This window comes from Runella sp., from assembly GCF_965279615.1.
Classification (GTDB): domain Bacteria; phylum Bacteroidota; class Bacteroidia; order Cytophagales; family Spirosomataceae; genus Runella.
Genome location: NZ_OZ257252.1, coordinates 3061011 through 3078783, shown reverse-complemented (window position 1 = coordinate 3078783; position 17773 = coordinate 3061011). Strand labels below are relative to the sequence as shown.

Sequence of the window (17773 nt, the reverse complement as noted above, 5' to 3'; positions counted from 1 at the left end):
AAGAGATTAAATGGTTCGCTTTTTAAGTCTAAAGCAACTCCGAAGCAGGATCCCAGTATACTTTTTTGAAGTCAACAATTTTATCATTTTTTACCAAAACACCTTCTCTTTCCAGCAATTCCTGCATCGCGGTGGGGCTTCCGAAAAAGTGTTTTCCGGAAAGAACGCCATTGCGATTTACCACCCGATGCGCAGGCACATCCGGCATTCCGTGGCACGCATTCATGGCCCAACCCACCATCCGCGCACTGAGTTTGGAACCTAAAAAATTGGCAATGGAACCGTAAGAGGTGGCACGTCCGACGGGTATTTGCCGTACTACGTCGTAGACATCATTGAAGAAATTTTTTGATTCCAACGGATTAGCTGACAGTTTTTAAGAAGTCTGTTTATTTTCAATTTTATCCACCAACTCCTCGTACCAAGCCGGGCCGTATTTGGTAATGAGCGGGGCTTTCAGAAACTTATAAATAGGTACACCCAATTCACGTCCATTGTGGCAGGCAGGATTGCAAATGTGCCAACGGTCGTAGTTAAGGGCATCAAAATGGTCGTATTTGGTGACCCGGATCGGGTATAGATAGCATGAAATAGGTTTACGAAAAGTGATTTTCCCGTCCAGAAAAGCCTGCTCGATCCCGCATTTAAGAATACCTTTTCGGTCATAGATGGCATAGGCGCATTCTCTGCCGTTAACGGTTGTGGTCACAAAATCGCCGTCTAAGTCCTGCTCGTAAAGACCGGTTTTTTCAATGGCTTCAATGCCTTTTTTGTTTAAATACGGCTTTACATGCGGATATACTTCTTCCAATACGGCCAACTCTTCCTTCTCCAAAGGTGCGCCAAGGTCACCTTCCACACAACAGGCACCTTTGCATTTTCCCAAGTCACACACAAAAAAATGGTCGGCTACGTCATCACTGATAACGGTATTTTCAATCACTATCATTGTTTCTTAATCTTGAGTTGTTGCCCGATCTTAACTCCTGTATCCGGCAACTCATTCCATTCTTTGATTTCGTCCACTTTCACCCCGTATTTTTTAGAGATACTGAACATTGTTTCTCCCTGTGCTACGGTATGACTTGTAAACTCATCTGCTTTAGGTTGTTGTTGTGGTATAACAGTATTGCCCACGGGGCGAATGGTCAATTTCTGTCCGCTCAACAGTTTTGCATCCTGAGGAAGGTTGTTCCAGTAAAAAATGTCATTGACTGTTACGTCATACATCTTTGATATGCTGTAAAAGGTCTGTCCGGGCTCTACCGTGTGTGTCACCGACTTGTTATTGGCAGTAGTAACGGCCGGCGTAGTGGACGCAGGAGTGGTTGGTTTAGGCTTAGACGGTTCCTGTTTGATGACTATCGGCTCTTCAACCGGCTCTTTAGTTGCAGTTGTGTTTTTTACAACCGGTTGTTGCTTGGTAGGAGCAGGTTGGGTTGTGGTGGTTTTGGCCGGTTGCTTGGCGGGTTGTCTTACCGTTTCATCGTCATTTATGATCACCACTCGGTCATCATCGTTGGGGTTAAAAGATGGCGCTCTTTTGTTTGGTTTTGCCGTTTGTGCGGCGGTTGAAGAACCTTGTTTGGGTACGCTTGTGGCGTCTGTTATTTCTACGCCCAACGATTCATTGGTATCGGCAGTCGTTTTTGCAGGAGGTGTATCGGCCATTTTTGGGGTATACACTTTACGCTCCGAAGGATTTTGCGGGATTTTGTTGGAAGCCACCGGGGCGGCACTATTTCGGGTATTTTCCTGAACGGCAGGACGTGGTTGTGACTTCCCGCTGCCCGGAACCCACTCATCCTGTGGCATATCCACAACCTCGACCGGGGTGTTTCTTGGCCGTTTTTTGGTTAGCCAAAGTACCCGGCCCGTTTGTGGACGCTGATTGCGATTGTCGATCCGGTTGTTTTTTACAATGTATTTTAACCGCATCCCGTAAACCTGCGACACTTTCCAGAGCGACTCACCTTCCCGAACCGTGTGGAACGGAACTGCGGCGTGTTTGCCTTTCTTCGCTAAATAGTAAACATCGCCCGGAACAATGGGGTCACGCTCCGACATTTCATTGTAGCGTAGAAAACTGCTGAAACTAATTTTTGCCTTTTTAGCCAGTGATTCAATATTGTCATTGCCTCCGGCCATTATACCCGGCAAGCCATTGATCTCGTACAATAACAGGTCATTGCTGTATCCTTCGGCACGGACCAGTACCGGAAACCCAATGTCTTTTTGCGCAAAATTGTCTCGTTGATTGGGTTTTTGAACAGAAGAAAGACGAGTTTTGGTGGCGGAAAGCTGATCGTTGGCAACAGGGATAATCAATGCGTACTCTTTGTCTGAAGGAATGTCACTGCTGTTAAGCCAGCGATTTTCATTGCGCAGGGTAGCTTCATCAATGTTCAGTTCAGCAGCAATGCTTTGAATGGTGCGCCCTTTTGCCTGAGGATATTCCAATAATACCGTTTGAACAGGTGATTGATAACGGTCAATGGCTGATTCTACTGCGATCTTGTGCGCAAAAAAACGCAGGATATAACGATCCGATTTTCCGGTCAATTTAATTTCTTTAGCATACGACCATTCGGTCGGAATATTTTTGCTGATGCCTCCTGCGCCCAGATAATAAGAATACAAAGAAGCGATCCAATTGTTAAACAGCGTATTGCTCTTTTTGAGGTATTTGGCTGCTGCCCGCGTAGAAGCGGTAATGTTTTTACGTTCATCAATTACATCATCCACTCTCATTCCGTAATCAACGGCGGTTTCTTTTTTGAACTGCCAAAAACCAACGGCATTGGAAGCGGAAACCACGTCGGGTTGAAGGCCGCTTTCCTGCAAAGCCAGAAATTTGAAGTCAGTGGGAACATCTTCGTCGATCAGGATTCCTTCAATGATAGGGAAGTGCATTACGCAACGATCAAGTTTAGATTCCCAGTATTTGCGGTTGCCGAGCAATGCTTTTACATCCGATTGGATGATCGCGCGAGCATCTTCATCGATCTGAATGTTCATTCCTGCAAAACCAACGCTGGTTGGAACGGTTGGAATGGCAGGTGCCTGCGCCCAAAGGGCCGAGATGGCAAAAAAAGAAATGAAGGTGATAAGGGTTGAGGTTCGTTTCATTGCTTTTGGAATCGAAAGTTAATGTTTCCACACTACCATAAGGCCGTCGCGTACCGGCAACAACACATTGCTCACCCGAGGGTCATGGTGGATTTTTTGATTAAAGTCTAAAAGTGCCTGAGTATCCTTGTCCGGTTTCTTTTCGGTCTGAATAATTTTTCCGCTCCAAAGGACATTGTCGGCGATGATGACTCCGCCCGAACGGACTTTGTCAAACACCAGATCGTAGTACAAACCGTAGTTCAGTTTATCAGCATCAATAAACACTAAGTCAAACGTATCATTCAAAGTTGGAATGAGCGTAACCGCATTGGCGATGCGAAAATCAATCTTTTTGGCAAAAGGAGACTGCTCAAAATAGGAGCGTGTAAACGTTTCCAGTTCTTCGTTTACATCAATGGTTGTCAACACACCGTCATCCGTCAAACCCTCTGCCAAACACAATGCGGAATAACCTGTATAAGTGCCGATTTCCAATATTCGACGCGGCCGAAGCATAGTCGAAAGTAACGATAAAAGCCGCCCCTGTAAATGCCCCGAAAGCATTCTGGATTGGAGTACTTTTGCGTGAGTTTCTCGGTTAAGTTGCGCCAGTAGTGGGCTTTCGGCTGACGTGTGTGCCAGCGCGTAGGCTTCTATAGCTGCGGGAAGAAATTCCATTCAATCAAAGTTATTTCAACAAATATAAACGAAAAAACGGCTAAAAAGATATACTTAGGCCGTTTTTGTCGCTTAAAATGCCTTGCCGGTAGTGTGTAATAAAGAATATACTTATCAGGTTATTCCTTCTAAAATCACTCGTTTTCAGGGATAAATGCAAGGGTACTCCATTGACTTTCATCAAACATTTCCTGTGCAATATCCTGCAATTGCGGAGCCGTAACGGCATCTATTTCGGTAAATAACTCCGACAGCGAGTCTACTTTGCCCGTGTCCAAAATACTTTTGGCCATCATGAGCATAAAGCTTTGATTGCTTTCTTCCGACATAGCCAGTTGCCCCATCAACTGCTCTTTCAGATTACGTAATTGAATGGTAGTGAGCGGTTTTTCACGCAACAATCGCAGCTCTTTATTCACCAATTGCATGGCACGTTCGAGGTTATTGGGCTCTGTACCGAAATAAACCCCCAAAAAACCGGTGTCTAAGAAGGGTGCATAATTGGCCTCGATCGAGTAGACCAAACCGTATTTTTCGCGTAAAGTCATATTGAAGCGAGAATTCATTCCCGGGCCGCCAAGCAAATTGACCAACATAAAGAACGGCAAACGCTTTTCATCCATCAACGCGTAAGCAGGACGCCCCATTGCCACTTGGGCTTGGGTCATGCCGCGCGGTGTTTTGATGATCTGCGGCACATAGATCTCGGGCGATGTACGTACCCGTTGTGTGGTGCTGTACGGCAGATCGTATAGGTATTTTTCGGCTTGTTTTATCGCTTTCTTAAAAGGTAAATTGCTCACCAACGACACTACAATGCGTTGAGTATCAAGATTGGCGGCAATGAATGTCTGCAAATCATCGCGTCCGAAAGAGCGCACCGTTTCTGATGTTCCGAGGATATTTTTGCCCAATTGATGATTTTGAAAGACCACTTCATCAAACTCGTCCTGAATGGCATCTTCGGGTGAATCGTGGTACATGGCCATTTCTTCCAAAATTACGCCCCGTTCTTTCTCGATTTGTTTTTCGGGAAAGATCGAGTGAAACGAAATATCGGAAAGCAATTCAATGGCTTTGTCGCTGTGCGAGGCAAGCAGCGAAGCATGAAAGCAGACTTTCTCTTTGGTCGTGTAGGCGTTCAACTCCCCGCCAACAGTTTCGAGGCGATTGATGATGTGATATGATTTACGTTTTTGGGTGCCTTTAAAAGCCATGTGTTCCCAAAAATGCGCTAATCCCTGCTGATACGGCAACTCGTCGCGGCTACCGATGTCGAGCATGATGCCCCAGTGGGCAATCTGAGTATGAGGTACTTGTTTGTGTACGACACGAATGCCATTTGGCAGTGTGTGTAAGTTATATTCTTCCATTCGTAATTTTTGTCACTATACAAAGGTAACAGTTTTTAGTGGATGCCGGGTTCAATGATGTATATTCCGACTATTTTTGTGCTGATAATTTTTCATTTAATCTCCTGATTTCTTAATGATTACTCCGCGTAAATTGTCGATGGAAGAACTCAATCGACTTTCGGTTGATGAATATCATCTTGCTGCCAAACATTCTTTTGTATTTGTATTGGACGATATCCGAAGTTTAAACAATGTAGGCTCTATATTTCGGACCTCTGACGCCTTTCGGGCCGAGAAAATTTACCTTTGCGGCCTTACCGGAACGCCGCCTCATCGTGACATTACCAAAACCGCCTTAGGCGCTGACGAGTCGGTAGCTTGGGAACACGCAGCGGATGTGTTGGAACTCATTGAACGCCTGAAAGCAGAAGGATATACCATTGTGGCTTTGGAACAGGCCGACGGAAGCACAAAATTACAGGATTTTATGCCCGAGTTGACTCAAAAATATGCGTTTGTGCTTGGCAACGAAGTATTTGGCGTCAACGAAGAAGTAGTCAATCAGGCAGATATTTGCTTGGAAATTCCTCAGTTTGGTACCAAACATTCGCTCAATGTGTCGGTAAGTGCCGGAATCGTGGCATGGGATTTTATAGCTAAATTACTGAAATCTTAACATAAAAATAACGAACAATTTTTGTTTTAACGAAAATTTAGTTATGTATTTGTAGATTTTTTACTTTTTACACTCACAATACTTTTATTCAAATGAAATCAGAGAACAAAAAAGCCTCAAGCGAAATTGCGCAGAAAATTGCAGCCGTCGTAGTAGGGGAAACTGTTTCTAAAAAAATAGCAAAAGCGGTTAAAAAGGCGGCCGATAAACTTGCTAAGAAATTAGATAAGATCAAGAAAAAAGAAATAAAAGCGAAAGAAAAAGAAGACAAAGAAACGGCTAAAAAAGCAAAAAAGATAGCTGAGAAAGAGGCAAAAGCCGCTGAAAAAAAAGCGAAAAAGATAAGCAAGGATAAGAAAAGCGATAAAAAAGACAAATCAGATACTAAAGCACCGAAGGAAGTGAAGGTAGTGGTATTGCCGGAAGTAGTTAAAACTCCTGCGGCAGATAAACCCGTACCTCAGGCCAAAGCTCCTGCGAAAAAAGCAGCACCTGCTCCGGTTGCCAAAAGAGCCTACGTACGTAAACCGAAACCTGATTCGACTGGTACTCCGTCAGATACAACGGGCGCTTAATTACTCTTCTTTTTTTGGCCTCATGGTAGGCTTGAATATCGGTTTAGGCTTGGGTTGTACCTCGTCTAAGTCGATATTTTTGGTTTCGGGGGTTTCGGGTTCAGAAACTTCCGGTGGTAAACTTTCCTTTGTTGGCTGTGCCGCTGATTTTTTCGGAACAAAAAGAGGCTTTGTTTTTGCTGTCGGTGGGCTGATGATTTCTTCTTTTGATTCTATCGCTGATTTTTCAACACTTGGTGCTTGGTTTTCTGGAGGAGCAGCAGGTTTTTTAGGCATAAAAACAGGTTTTGGCCTTGCCGTCTGCGCTTCGGCAGGTTGTGTTTTCGGCTCTTCTTCTTCCGATTTTTCGATAATTGGGGCTTGATTTTCTACGGGAGCAACCGGCTTTTTAGGCGCAAAAATAGGTTTAGGCTTGGGAGTAGCTTCGATGTTTGCAACGGTCTGTGGACTTTCAGGTGCCACTTGCGGATTATCGGTAACGGGTTTTTTTGGGGCAAAGACAGGTTTGGGTTTTGGTGCAGGTGCACTGCTTTCCAGCGATTGCTGACTATCGGTAACAGGTTTTTTAGGTGCAAAAACAGGCTTCGGTTTTGGCTCAACGGCGCTGCTTTCTGCATTGGCAACAGGTTCCGGGCTTTCGATCGGTGTTTGTGGATTCTCAACGGCGGGCTTCTTGGGCGCAAAGGCAGGTTTCGGTTTGGCGATGGGTTCTGCAATTGCTTCAGTGGGTTGAGGCGCTGCTTTTTGTTTCTTTAACGCTTCTTTTTCGAGCAGGAATTGCTCATAAAGGGTTTTCTTTTCGGTGGCTACTTCAGGAGTAAGGTTTGCATAGTGATAATTCATGTCTTTGACATTAAATTCACTGTAATCAAATGTTTTGGTCATGGTCAAACACTCTGTGGGGCAAACCGTAGTGCAAAGGCCGCAGTAGCAGCACTTGGCCATGTCGATGTCAAATACGGCGGCGTAAAGTCGAATCGGAGAACCATCGGAAGCTTTACCTATCTCTTCGGTTGCTTTAATCGGCTCAATATCAATACAATCCACAGGACATACTTTGGCGCATTTGTCACAAACGATGCAGTCATCCATCTCGTTATGGAGGCGATAACGGCCGTTGTCAGGAATCGGCATTGTTTCGAAAGGGTACTGAAGCGTCACCATTCCGGTTTGTTCCTGAAAATAATCGTTTTCACGGATGTTATGATTGCTGCGCCGCTTGCGCGCATCCCACAAGTGTTTGAGCGTGAGTTTCATCCCGGCAAGTGTGGTGCGGATGCCTTCGTTTATATGTTGGAAGTAGGCGTTCACTTTCGTATGGTTAGCCTTCAAATATAGTTTAATTTTTTAATCGTGGTCTTCCCGCCTTATTTTCCAAACCGTTTAAACCATTCCATCAACCGGTCTACGTCGGCGCGCATAAAAAGTTGAGTGCCTTCATTCATGGTGGCGGCCGAACCGCAGGCCACGCCCCAACGAAGCATTTCGGGGTAAGAAAGCCCCTGCGTCAGCGCCCACGTCATGCCTGCTACCATGCTGTCGCCGGCGCCGACAGTGCTGCGTTTCTGTACGGGTGGCGCAGGAATATGTTCACAAAGGTCTTTGGTGACCAGAATAGCACCTTTGGGTCCCAGCGAAACAATGACCACTTCGCATTTTCCATCGCCGATGAGGGTGCGCGCGGCCTCGTCTACATCGTCCATTTCGAGGTTGGAAGTGCCAACCAATGCTTCCAATTCGCCGATGTTGGGTTTGAGTAAAAATACACCTTCGTCACAGGCGGCTTGAAGAGGTTCTCCCGAAGTATCAAGAATGAGTCGAGCACCGATTTTTTTGGAAATGGCCGCTACTTTTTCGTAGAAATTCACATCCATTTTTGGCGGTAAACTGCCACTGGCTACGATATAATTTGCTTCTGAATGTTCTAAAGCGTCTAAAACAGCTTGGGTCTCGGCATCACTAAGCGCCGCGCCGGGCATCCCGAAACGGTACTGGGCGTTGGTGGAGGTTTCAGCCACGACGAAGTTTTCCCGCGTCCATTGCTCGGTTTCGATGATTTTTGTGTCAATTTGTTCTCGGGTCACCAAATCAGCCAATAATTGCCCCGATGAACCTCCGGCCGTAAAAATAGCCAACGATTTTCCACCCAACCGCTTGATGGCTTTGGATACATTGATACCACCGCCACCTGCATCAAAACGAGGAGTGTCGCACCGAAGTTTTTGTTCGGGAATGAGGCGGTCGATCACCGTACTTTTGTCGATGGCCGGATTGACGGTCAGGGTGACTATGTTCATTTTTTTAGCTGATTCCATTCTTCAATTTGTTTCAAAACGTCTAATCGTCCTTGCTTTGATATTGCTGATGTGACAAACGTTAACGGCAGGTCTTGCCACGTTTCCAACAACGTCTTCTTGTAATTGGCCAGTTGAGTTTGTAACTGTGTAGCCGTCAACTTATCGGTTTTGGTAAAAATGAGTGCAAAAGGTACGCCATTGCTCCCGAGTTTTTCCATGAATTCCAAATCTACCTTTTGTGGCTCAATACGGCTGTCGATAAGCACAAACGTGCAGACCAGATTTTCCCGTTTGAACAGATAATTATTGATCATTTCTCCCCAAACTTTACGATCGGTCTGTGAGACCTTGGCGTAACCATAACCGGGCAAATCGACCAAATACCACGAGTCATTGATCAGAAAGTGGTTGATTACCTGAGTCTTGCCGGGCTTTGAGGAGGTTTTGGCTAAGTCGCGCCGTTCGGTGAGGGCATTGATTAACGACGATTTCCCCACGTTAGATCGCCCGATGAATGCGTATTCCGGTCGGTCGGGTTTGGGACATTGCTCGTTGGTAGCAGAGCTTTTGACGAAAACGGACGTTTTGATTTTCATGGGGCAAAATTACGAAGAAACCGGGCGGTATTGTTTAAATTTCGTAAAACTCAATGGGTAAATCATCCGGATCGGCAATAAAAAAGAATTTCTTTTGGGTAAACTCGTCGACCCGAATCGCTTCACATTCCACGTTATTTTGTCGTAAATAAGCATGCGTTTGCTCAACATCCACTACGCTAAATGCCAAATGCCGCAATCCCAAGGCTTCGGGACGTGAAGGGCGGGAGGGAGGATTGGGAAATGAAAACAGCTCAATTTGATAAAGTCCATTGACGGCCAAATCCAGTTTATACGAGTCGCGCGCTTCACGATATACTTCTGCCAGTACCGTAAGGCCCAGAATTTGAGTATAAAAATGCTTAGAACGTGCGTAATCGCGGCAAATGATGGCTACGTGGTGGACACCTTGGAGGGAGAGCATAAACGGGAATATTAATAATCGGTGATGTTGTAAAGTAAACCACTTTTGTTCAATGCTCAAAAATTGGGATGAATAAAAGGAGGTAGTAATGGTAGCGAGGGGATAGGGGGAATTATTGAAAATGTCCCGTAGGGACTACCTGTTTGTAGAATAAAAACGAAATGATATGCCCCGCGTGCCGTAAGTACGTAACGGTCGTGGTGTACCTACGGCACACTTTAATGAATAAATGCGAATGCTTTTGCTACAAACAGGTAGTCCCTATGGGACATTGCTTTATCTACTTTCCAAAAATACTTTATCGTCGTCGATATACCGGATTTTACTTAGCTGTTCATAAGATGATATGGCTGAAAATGGTTGGTCAATTGGTCATATATTGTGCCTGTATTTGGTTCGATTTGCAGAAAAAGGATTCAAATTTTCGTAGAAAGGCGTAGTTTTGACCACAGAAAAGAACTTATTCATTACTTACTATGCCCAAACGCATTATTTATTGGTTTCGCAACGATCTGCGTCTTCATGATAACGAAGGCTTTCTGAAAGCCATTCAGGACGCCGACGAAGTGATTCCTATCTACGTTTTTGATACTCGTCAATTTGAACAAATAGATCACCTTGGTTTTCATAAAACAGGCTCGTTTCGTGCCAAATTTTTATTGGAATCGGTCCAAAATCTGCGTGATAATCTTCGAAAAAAAGGGGCTAACCTAATCATAAAATTAGGGAAACCGGAAGTGGTTATCAGTGAACTGGCCCGTGAGTGGGAAGTGGCCGCTACATACACTACTAAGGAAGCAACGCAGGAAGAAACCGATGTGGAAACTTCTCTGTCTAAAAAGCTTAAAGTGTATAATATTGATTTTGAGGTTTTTTGGAGTTCAACGCTGTATCATCCGCGTGATCTGCCTTTTTGGGTTTCGCGTTTGCCTGATGTATTTACAGATTTTAGAAAAGCGGTAGAAGGAAAATCAGCGATTCGGACGACTTTTCAGGAACCGGTGGCTTTGCGTCTGCCTGAAGGTCTTGAATTTGGAAAAATGCCCGAGATTTACGAATTGATTCTGTTTTCTCAACTTCCCGAAGTGGACAAACGCGCTGCTTTTGTATTTAAAGGAGGAGAAACCCAAGCGCGTCAACGTCTCAATTCCTATCTATGGGAAACCGATCACATTAAATTTTACAAAGAAACCCGCAATGGACTTTTAGGCGCTAATTATTCGTCCAAGTTTTCGCCTTGGCTGGCGTATGGTTGCCTTTCGCCCCGCCAGATATACGAAGAAGTAAAAAAGTATGAAGCTCAACATGGTGCCAATGAATCAACGTATTGGCTTGTCTTTGAGTTGATATGGCGAGATTACTTTCGTTTTTTGGCGCTCAAATACGGCACCCGGCTGTTTAAAACGTCGGGCATTAAGTACAACCTCGAACTGCGCTGGAATCATAATCGTGAGTTGTTGGATAAGTGGATCAATGGGCAAACGGGCATTCCATTCATTGATGCCAACATGCAGGAATTAAAACGTACAGGCTTTATGTCGAATCGCGGGCGGCAAAATGTAGCAAGTTTTCTGGCCAAAGATCTACAGGTCGATTGGACGTGGGGAGCGGCCTATTTTGAAAGCCAACTGATCGATTATGACGTGTGCAGTAATTGGGGAAACTGGAATTACATCGCGGGCGTGGGCAATGACCCGCGCGAAAATCGCTACTTCAATATTCTGACGCAATCCAATAAATACGATGAAAAGGGAGAATACGTCAAAACATGGCTCCCGGAATTGGCCGCTATTCCTGCCGAATCCATTCATCAAGTGTGGGCGTTAACACCTGAGGCACAAAAGCAATACGGAGTGGTGTTGGGGGAAAAATATCCTTTGCCGATCATGGAGGCGGAAAAGTGGTTGGTGAAATAGTTTAACGTCGGCATGGTTTTAAATCATGCCGACGTTACTCAGCCCTCGCCGACGTTGAGTGTCGATTCCTATACACTCAAAATCACCTCTTCGATCAAATCACAGGCTTCGTGTAATTGTGTTTCGGTAATGACGAGGGGAGGAGCAAAGCGAATTTTATTGCCGTGGGTCTGCTTGCAAAGCAGGCCTTTTTCTTTAAGTTGAAGGCAGATTTGCCACGCCAAGGGGCTTTCTTCGTCGGTATTGATAACAATGGCATTCAACAATCCTTTGCCGCGAACTTCCTGAACCAACGCGGTTTTGTGTTGTAATTCACGCATTCTTTCGCGGAAAACCTCGCCCAATTTTTCGGCATTTTCGGCCAATTGCTCGTCTTTGACGACTGATAACGCCGCTACCGTGACCGCTGCCGCAAGCGGGTTGCCGCCGTACGTGGAGCCGTGTTGACCCGGCTTGATGGTCAGCATGATCTCGTCGCTTGCCAATACGCAGGAAACAGGGTATACGCCGCCCGAAAGTGCTTTTCCCAAAATCAGAATATCAGGTTTTACGTCTTCGTGATCGCAGGCGAGGCGTTTGCCCGTGCGACCAATACCCGTTTGAACCTCGTCGGCAATAAAAAGGACATTGTATTTTGTGCAAAGCTCACGCACGCCGCGCAGATAACCTTCGTCGGGCACTACTACGCCCGCTTCTCCCTGGATCGGTTCTACCATAAATCCGGCAATGTTAGGATCTGCTTGAAAGGCTTGCTCCAACGCCACCAGATCATTGTAAGGAATAATAATATATCCGGGTAAAAACGGCCCGTAATCATCAGTACTATCGGAGTCAGTGGAAGATGAAATGGCCGCCAGTGTGCGCCCCCAAAAATTGCCGGCCGCGTACACGGTTTTGGCTTCGTTTTTAGGAATACCTTTGACCAAATAACCCCATTTGCGCGTGAGTTTAAGGGCCGTTTCTCCACCTTCTGCGCCGGAGTTCATCATCAGAACTTTATCATAACCGAAGTACTCACACAGAAATTTCTCACATTCTCCCAGCACAGAGTTGTAAAATGCCCGTGAGGTAAGCGTTAGTTTTTGGGCTTGCGCCACGAGGGCTTCAACAATGCGCGGATGGCAATGCCCCTGATTGACGGCGCTGTAGGCCGACAGAAAATCAAAATAGCGTTTCCCGTCGATATCCCAAACAAAAACGCCCTCGCCCCGCTCGATCACTACGGGAACAGGTTTATAATTGTGCGCCCCGTAGCGTTTTTCGAGGCCAATTAAGTACTCTGATTGTGTGATTTCGGCGGTCATGAGCGTATAAGTTGAAGGTTAACTAATAAAAGAGTATACTACTCAAAAGTAAAATATAACTTATTTTCAATTATAAATAGGTCATATTTATTCTTTAGGTCAAAAATTAAAATTATTTATTGCCGAATAGTGTAACTTTTTTAGTTGTTTTGACTTTTAATTTTTCAACAAATAAAACCAAAAACCCGGCGGCTAAGGCGCCAATGAACAAATCTATAATTATGCTTAAATACCTAACATTGCTGTCCTCTTTTGTGGCGTTGACAGCAATTGCACAAGACAGAAGACCAACGACCCCAACCCCTTCTACCCCCACTACACCTCCTCCTGCCGCTGCCCCTGCTGCCGCAAAAACAGGCCCCAAATCGTATAAAGAGGTTATTACGGACAAAAGCAAAACCACGAAAGGGTTATTTATCGTTCATAAAATTGATGATAAGTATTTCTTTGAACTGCCCGACTCGCTGATGGGTAAAGAAATGATGGCCGTAACGCGGCTTTCACAGTCAAGCACTACGCCGGGCTCGGTGGGTTTACCCGCTTACGGAGGTGAGTTGCTGAATCGTCAGGTGGTGCGGTTTGAAAAAGGGCCGGAGAACAAAGTGTTTATGCGGGCCATTGCGTATATTAATGTCAGTGAGGATGTTAACTCCCCCATTTACAAAGCCGTTCGCAGCTCCAACGTTGACCCGATCGCGATGGCGTTTGATATCAAAGCTATCCGCAAAGATACATCGACGGTGATTGAAGTGACTGATTTTTTCAAAGGTGAAAATGCCGTTATTTCGATGTCACCTGTAGTAAAACAGGCGTATAAACTGACTGCTATTCAAACGGATCGTACCTACATTCAGAGCATCAAAACGTTTCCGATGAATACGGAGATCAAAGTAGTAAAAACGTACGGAGCCATTCCGCCAATGCCTACGATTCCGTCTCCTATTCCGAGCCCTATTCCTTCGGTTAACTTGCCTGCCTCTGCCATTGCGGGAGCCGTAACAATGGAGGTGAATACATCCTTTATTGCCTTGCCGGCGGTGCCCATGAAGCAGCGTTTGTTTGATATTCGTGTGGGTTATTTTGCCAATGGCTATAGTGTTTACGGGGAAAATTCACAACGTACCGATGACAAAACGTTTGTTGTTCGCTGGCGCTTGGAACCTAAAAACAAAGAAGACGAAGCGCGCCAACGGAAGGGTGAATTGATCGAACCTAAGAAGCCTATCGTGTATTATATTGACCCTGCTACTCCCAAAAAATGGCAAAAATACCTCAAAATGGGCGTTGATGACTGGAACGTGGCCTTTGAGAAAGCAGGTTGGAAAAACGCTATCCAAGGCGTGATCTTAGATGAAAAAGATACCACCATCAGCTTGGACGACGCGCGTAATTCGGCCATTCGCTATTTTGCTTCCGACGTTGAGAATGCTTACGGACCCAACGTGCACGACCCGCGTACGGGCGAAATTCTGGAAAGCCACATCGGTTGGTACCACAACGTCATGAAACTCCTCAAAAAGTGGTACATGACCCAAGCCGCTGCCGCTGATCCAAGGGCGCGCAAAAACAAATTTGACGACGAACTTATGGGTCAATTGATTCGGTTTGTGTCGTCGCATGAAGTAGGGCACACGCTGGGTTTGCGCCATAATTACGGAGCTTCAACTGCTACACCGGTGGAAAAACTGCGCGACAAAGAGTTTACCACCAAAAACGGACACACTTCTTCCATCATGGATTATGCCCGTTTTAACTACGTAGCCCAACCCGAAGACGGTGTTACGGATTTCTTCCCACGGATTGGCGATTATGATATTTGGGCCATTGAGTGGGCGTATAAGCCAATTTATGATACCAAAACGCCCGAAGAAGACAAAGTTATTCTGAATAAATGGTACAAAGAAAAAGCGCAGCCGAACCGTCGTCTGTGGTTTTTGACCGAAACCAATCCCTATGATCCACGCGCTCAAAACGAAGATGTGGGTGACAATGCCATGCTTTCGAGCGATTATGGCATCAGGAACCTGAAACGAATTGTGCCTAATTTGCTGACATGGACCACGCAGGAAGCCGAAGATTATGAGATGTTGGAAGAAGCATACAACGAGGTAGTAGGCCAATACCGCCGCTATTTGGGCCACGTGACCAAATACGTGGGTGGTATCTATGAAACGCCGAAATCCATGGACCAGGAAGGGGTGATCTACGAACCGACGCCTAAAAAGCTCCAAAAAGATGCAGTGGCTTTCTTAAATCAGCAACTGTACACTACGCCGACGTGGTTGTTGGATGCCAACGTGTTGCGCCGTATTCGTCCGGACATGGGTGTGGATTTTGTATCAAAAATTCAGGAAACAAATTTGACAAGTCTTTTCGCTCCCGACCGCCTGCAACGTCTCATAGAAGCTTCTGAAAAAACGACCGGGGCTTATAGTTTGGATGAACTGCTTACTGATGTGCGCGGAGGTATTTGGTCAGAACTTAAAACGCGCAAAGCCACTGATACTCACCGCCGCAATTTGCAAAAGATATTTGTTGAGCGAATGATCACACTGCTGAACTTGCCAAGTATTCCTTCTTTTGGCGCTACCGGTACGGCGAAAGTGTTCGGAGCCGTGTTGCCGCCATCCGCCGATCCACGTAAAAGCGATATCCAGACCCTGATCAGAGCGCATTTGACGATGCTTCAAAGTGAGATTCAGGCGGCTATCCCTACCACTACCGATAAGATGACCAAGTACCATTTACAGGATTGTCTTTTCCGAATCAAAAAAGCATTAGACCCTAAATAATCATTGCCGCCGTTGCTTTTTGGGATATGTGAATTATTCCAAAAAGCAACGCATTTTTTTATAACCCATGGAAGAACCGTTAGACGAATACGACCGACTTATTTTACAGCAACTCGAACGGGATGCGCGTAAAGCGTACTCGGCCATTGCCGACGATCTGGATATTTCCAATACCATGGTGCATCAGCGGGTGGGAAAGCTAAAGCGCATCGGTATATTGAAAAGCACAACTGTAGTGCTTGACGAGCGTAAGTTGGGATTTGAATGGGGAGCGTTTACCGGAATCATGCTCAAAGAAGATTCGGATTCGGAAAAGATCATTGATGCGCTTAAACAAATCCCCGAAGTGACTGAATGTTATTATATTACAGGGAAATATACCTTATACATTCGGATCGTGGCACGAAGCAATGAACACATGCGCCGTGTATTGTATGAGAAAATAGACCACATCCCGGGCGTGTTGAAGACCGAATCCCTGATTGATTTTGGGGCAGCTTTCAAACGAAACGTTCCCATAGAAGAATAAGATTTACAAACTAAATAACCCTTACTTCCGTGCAAAGTACCTGGATAGGAGTAGACATCGGAACCACCAATGTAAAAGCGGTGGCATTTGATGAAAACGGCAGTGTCGTGGCACACGCGACGGGCACTTGCGTGACGTATCATCCGCGTAACCGATTTGTGGAGCAAAATCCCGACGAGATTTACCGTCTGTTTCTCCACGTACTTCAACAGGTTACTGACCAATTGCGCCACAAAAATGCCACCGTAGAAGCAGTAAGCCTGTGTTCGGCCATGCACAGCGTGATTGCGCTTGATGAACAAAATCGTCGCCTCACGCGGTCGATTCTTTGGGCTGACAATCGCAGTGAAGTGCAGGCCGATGTACTTAAACAGGCGATTGTTTTTCCCAAATTATACACGCATGTAGGTATTCCCTCGCACCCGTATGCGCCCTTGACAAAGATGGTATGGTTTCGTGAAACCCAGCCTCAGCTTTTTAAACGCATCCGACGATTTGTGTCCCAAAAAGAATATATTTGGTATAAACTTTTCGGTCTGTTTCAAATTGATTATTCGATGGCTTCGGGAACGGCGCTTTTAAACAACCGTCGATTGAAATGGAGCGAGATGGCGTTGCAATATACGGGTATAAAATCCACGCATTTATCAGAAATTGTGCCGACGTATCACATTGAAAAAATCACAAACCCTTCGCTTTGTCGAAAGATCGGATTGCCTTCGGGTACACCCTTTGTGATCGGTGCCGGAGATGCGTGTTTGGCCAATTTGGGTTCGGGAGCGCTGGCGAAAGGCGTTTCTACGTTGACCATCGGCACCAGTGGTGCCATTCGTCAAACGGCGTCTATCCCTTCCCGCGACGAAAAAAGGAGGCTTTTTACCTATGTTTTGGATGAAACACATTATGTATCGGGTGGCCCTACCAACAACGGTGGAAACGTGCTGGAGTGGCTTTCAAAACACCTGCTGTTAAAAGACCCGAATGAGTTGCTGGCGTTGGCCGAAAATGCTCCTCCCGGTGCCGAAGATCTATTGTTTGTGCCTTATTTACTGGGCGAAAGAGCCCCCGTTTGGGATGCCCATGCGCGGGGAAGTTATCAGAATTTAAGTTGGCAACATACCCAGGCGCATTTGGTACGTGCTACCATTGAAGGTATTGTATTAAACCTGAACCAAACCCGGCAAATCATTGATAGTCAACTTTCCAAGACGCAGATACTCCATGCAAACGGCGGATTTACACAATCTAAATTTTGGGTGCAGCTTTTGGCCGATATTTTTGGGATAGCGGTCAAAGTCAATCAAAGCAGTGAGAGCGGATGTTTGGGTGCTATTATGCTGGCAATGAAATCTTTAGGGCAAATTGACAGCCTTGAAAAGGGCGTTCAGAATTGCGTGCATTTTGCCGAAACCTATCATCCTGATCCTTCCAACCGACTGATCTATCGGAAAGTCAATAAAAATTTCGGGAAACTCATCGGTCAGGGAAAAGGTTGAAATGAATTATCGGGGAAAAAGCTA

The 17773-nt window shown here is 45.6% G+C and carries 16 protein-coding genes; 6 read left to right on the top strand and 10 right to left on the bottom strand.

Annotated elements, in window-relative coordinates:
• Window positions 1-28: 28 nt before the first annotated feature.
• From ACQY73_RS13150 to ACQY73_RS13130, 5 genes are all read right to left on the bottom strand, one after another.
• A complete protein-coding gene (locus ACQY73_RS13150; protein ID WP_428666621.1) occupies window positions 29-358 on the bottom strand; it encodes an MGMT family protein in 330 nt (109 codons plus the stop codon).
• Window positions 359-376: 18 nt separating this feature from the next.
• On the bottom strand, window positions 377-949 hold the full coding sequence (locus ACQY73_RS13145; protein WP_428666618.1) for a DUF3109 family protein: 573 nt from the start codon (window positions 947-949) through the stop codon (window positions 377-379).
• Entirely contained in the window at window positions 946-3129 is a 2184-nt protein-coding gene (locus tag ACQY73_RS13140) for a LysM peptidoglycan-binding domain-containing protein (protein WP_428666615.1), read from the bottom strand. The genes ACQY73_RS13145 and ACQY73_RS13140 overlap by 4 nt, the downstream gene beginning before the upstream one ends.
• Before the next feature lie 18 nt (window positions 3130-3147).
• On the bottom strand, window positions 3148-3789 hold the full coding sequence (locus ACQY73_RS13135) for an O-methyltransferase (protein WP_428666612.1): 642 nt from the start codon (window positions 3787-3789) through the stop codon (window positions 3148-3150).
• A gap of 134 nt (window positions 3790-3923) precedes the next feature.
• Window positions 3924-5162: a M16 family metallopeptidase gene (locus tag ACQY73_RS13130; RefSeq protein WP_428666609.1), complete on the bottom strand. Its 1239-nt coding sequence runs from the start codon at window positions 5160-5162 to the stop codon at window positions 3924-3926.
• Between the two features lie 115 nt (window positions 5163-5277).
• Here ACQY73_RS13130 and ACQY73_RS13125 point away from each other — a divergent pair, with 115 nt between their 5' ends.
• Together ACQY73_RS13125 and ACQY73_RS13120 are read left to right on the top strand one after the other, a co-directional pair.
• Window positions 5278-5820, top strand: a complete 543-nt coding sequence (locus ACQY73_RS13125; RefSeq protein ID WP_428666607.1) for an RNA methyltransferase — start codon at window positions 5278-5280, stop codon at window positions 5818-5820.
• A 92-nt stretch (window positions 5821-5912) separates the two neighbouring features.
• Window positions 5913-6395, top strand: coding sequence for a hypothetical protein (locus ACQY73_RS13120; RefSeq protein WP_428666604.1), 483 nt, complete (start codon window positions 5913-5915; stop codon window positions 6393-6395).
• Here ACQY73_RS13120 and ACQY73_RS13115 read toward each other — a convergent pair whose 3' ends face one another.
• Genes ACQY73_RS13115 through gloA2 form a run of 4 tightly spaced genes read right to left on the bottom strand, consistent with a single transcriptional unit; the run spans window position 6396 to window position 9712 of the window.
• Complete coding sequence (locus ACQY73_RS13115) at window positions 6396-7706, bottom strand: 4Fe-4S binding protein (protein ID WP_428666601.1); 1311 nt, start codon at window positions 7704-7706, stop codon at window positions 6396-6398.
• A 56-nt stretch (window positions 7707-7762) separates the two neighbouring features.
• The gene (locus tag ACQY73_RS13110) at window positions 7763-8692 is read right to left on the bottom strand and encodes a 1-phosphofructokinase family hexose kinase (RefSeq protein ID WP_428666598.1); all 930 of its coding nucleotides are present in this window, start codon (window positions 8690-8692) and stop codon (window positions 7763-7765) included.
• Window positions 8689-9288 carry a ribosome biogenesis GTP-binding protein YihA/YsxC gene (gene yihA / locus ACQY73_RS13105; protein WP_428666595.1) on the bottom strand — a complete coding sequence of 200 codons (600 nt, stop codon included), beginning with the start codon at window positions 9286-9288 and terminating at the stop codon, window positions 8689-8691. The genes ACQY73_RS13110 and yihA overlap by 4 nt, the downstream gene beginning before the upstream one ends.
• Window positions 9289-9322: 34 nt before the next feature.
• Entirely contained in the window at window positions 9323-9712 is a 390-nt protein-coding gene (gloA2, locus tag ACQY73_RS13100) for an SMU1112c/YaeR family gloxylase I-like metalloprotein (RefSeq protein WP_428666592.1), read from the bottom strand.
• Between the two features lie 476 nt (window positions 9713-10188).
• Here gloA2 and ACQY73_RS13095 point away from each other — a divergent pair, with 476 nt between their 5' ends.
• The gene (locus ACQY73_RS13095) at window positions 10189-11628 is read left to right on the top strand and encodes a DASH family cryptochrome (RefSeq protein ID WP_428666589.1); all 1440 of its coding nucleotides are present in this window, start codon (window positions 10189-10191) and stop codon (window positions 11626-11628) included.
• A 68-nt stretch (window positions 11629-11696) separates the two neighbouring features.
• Here ACQY73_RS13095 and rocD read toward each other — a convergent pair whose 3' ends face one another.
• Entirely contained in the window at window positions 11697-12932 is a 1236-nt protein-coding gene (gene rocD, locus ACQY73_RS13090; protein ID WP_428666586.1) for an ornithine--oxo-acid transaminase, read from the bottom strand.
• A gap of 221 nt (window positions 12933-13153) precedes the next feature.
• On the opposite strand from rocD, the gene ACQY73_RS13085 reads away from it, so the two are divergent.
• The 3 genes from ACQY73_RS13085 (at window position 13154) to ACQY73_RS13075 (ending at window position 17749) form a co-directional block, all read left to right on the top strand.
• Window positions 13154-15724 (top strand): zinc-dependent metalloprotease, encoded by a 2571-nt coding sequence (locus ACQY73_RS13085; RefSeq protein ID WP_428666583.1) that lies wholly within the window; start codon window positions 13154-13156, stop codon window positions 15722-15724.
• 67 nt (window positions 15725-15791) lie between these two features.
• Entirely contained in the window at window positions 15792-16253 is a 462-nt protein-coding gene (locus tag ACQY73_RS13080) for an Lrp/AsnC family transcriptional regulator (protein WP_428666580.1), read from the top strand.
• A 29-nt stretch (window positions 16254-16282) separates the two neighbouring features.
• Window positions 16283-17749, top strand: coding sequence for a gluconokinase (locus ACQY73_RS13075; protein WP_428666577.1), 1467 nt, complete (start codon window positions 16283-16285; stop codon window positions 17747-17749).
• Window positions 17750-17773 lie beyond the last annotated feature (24 nt).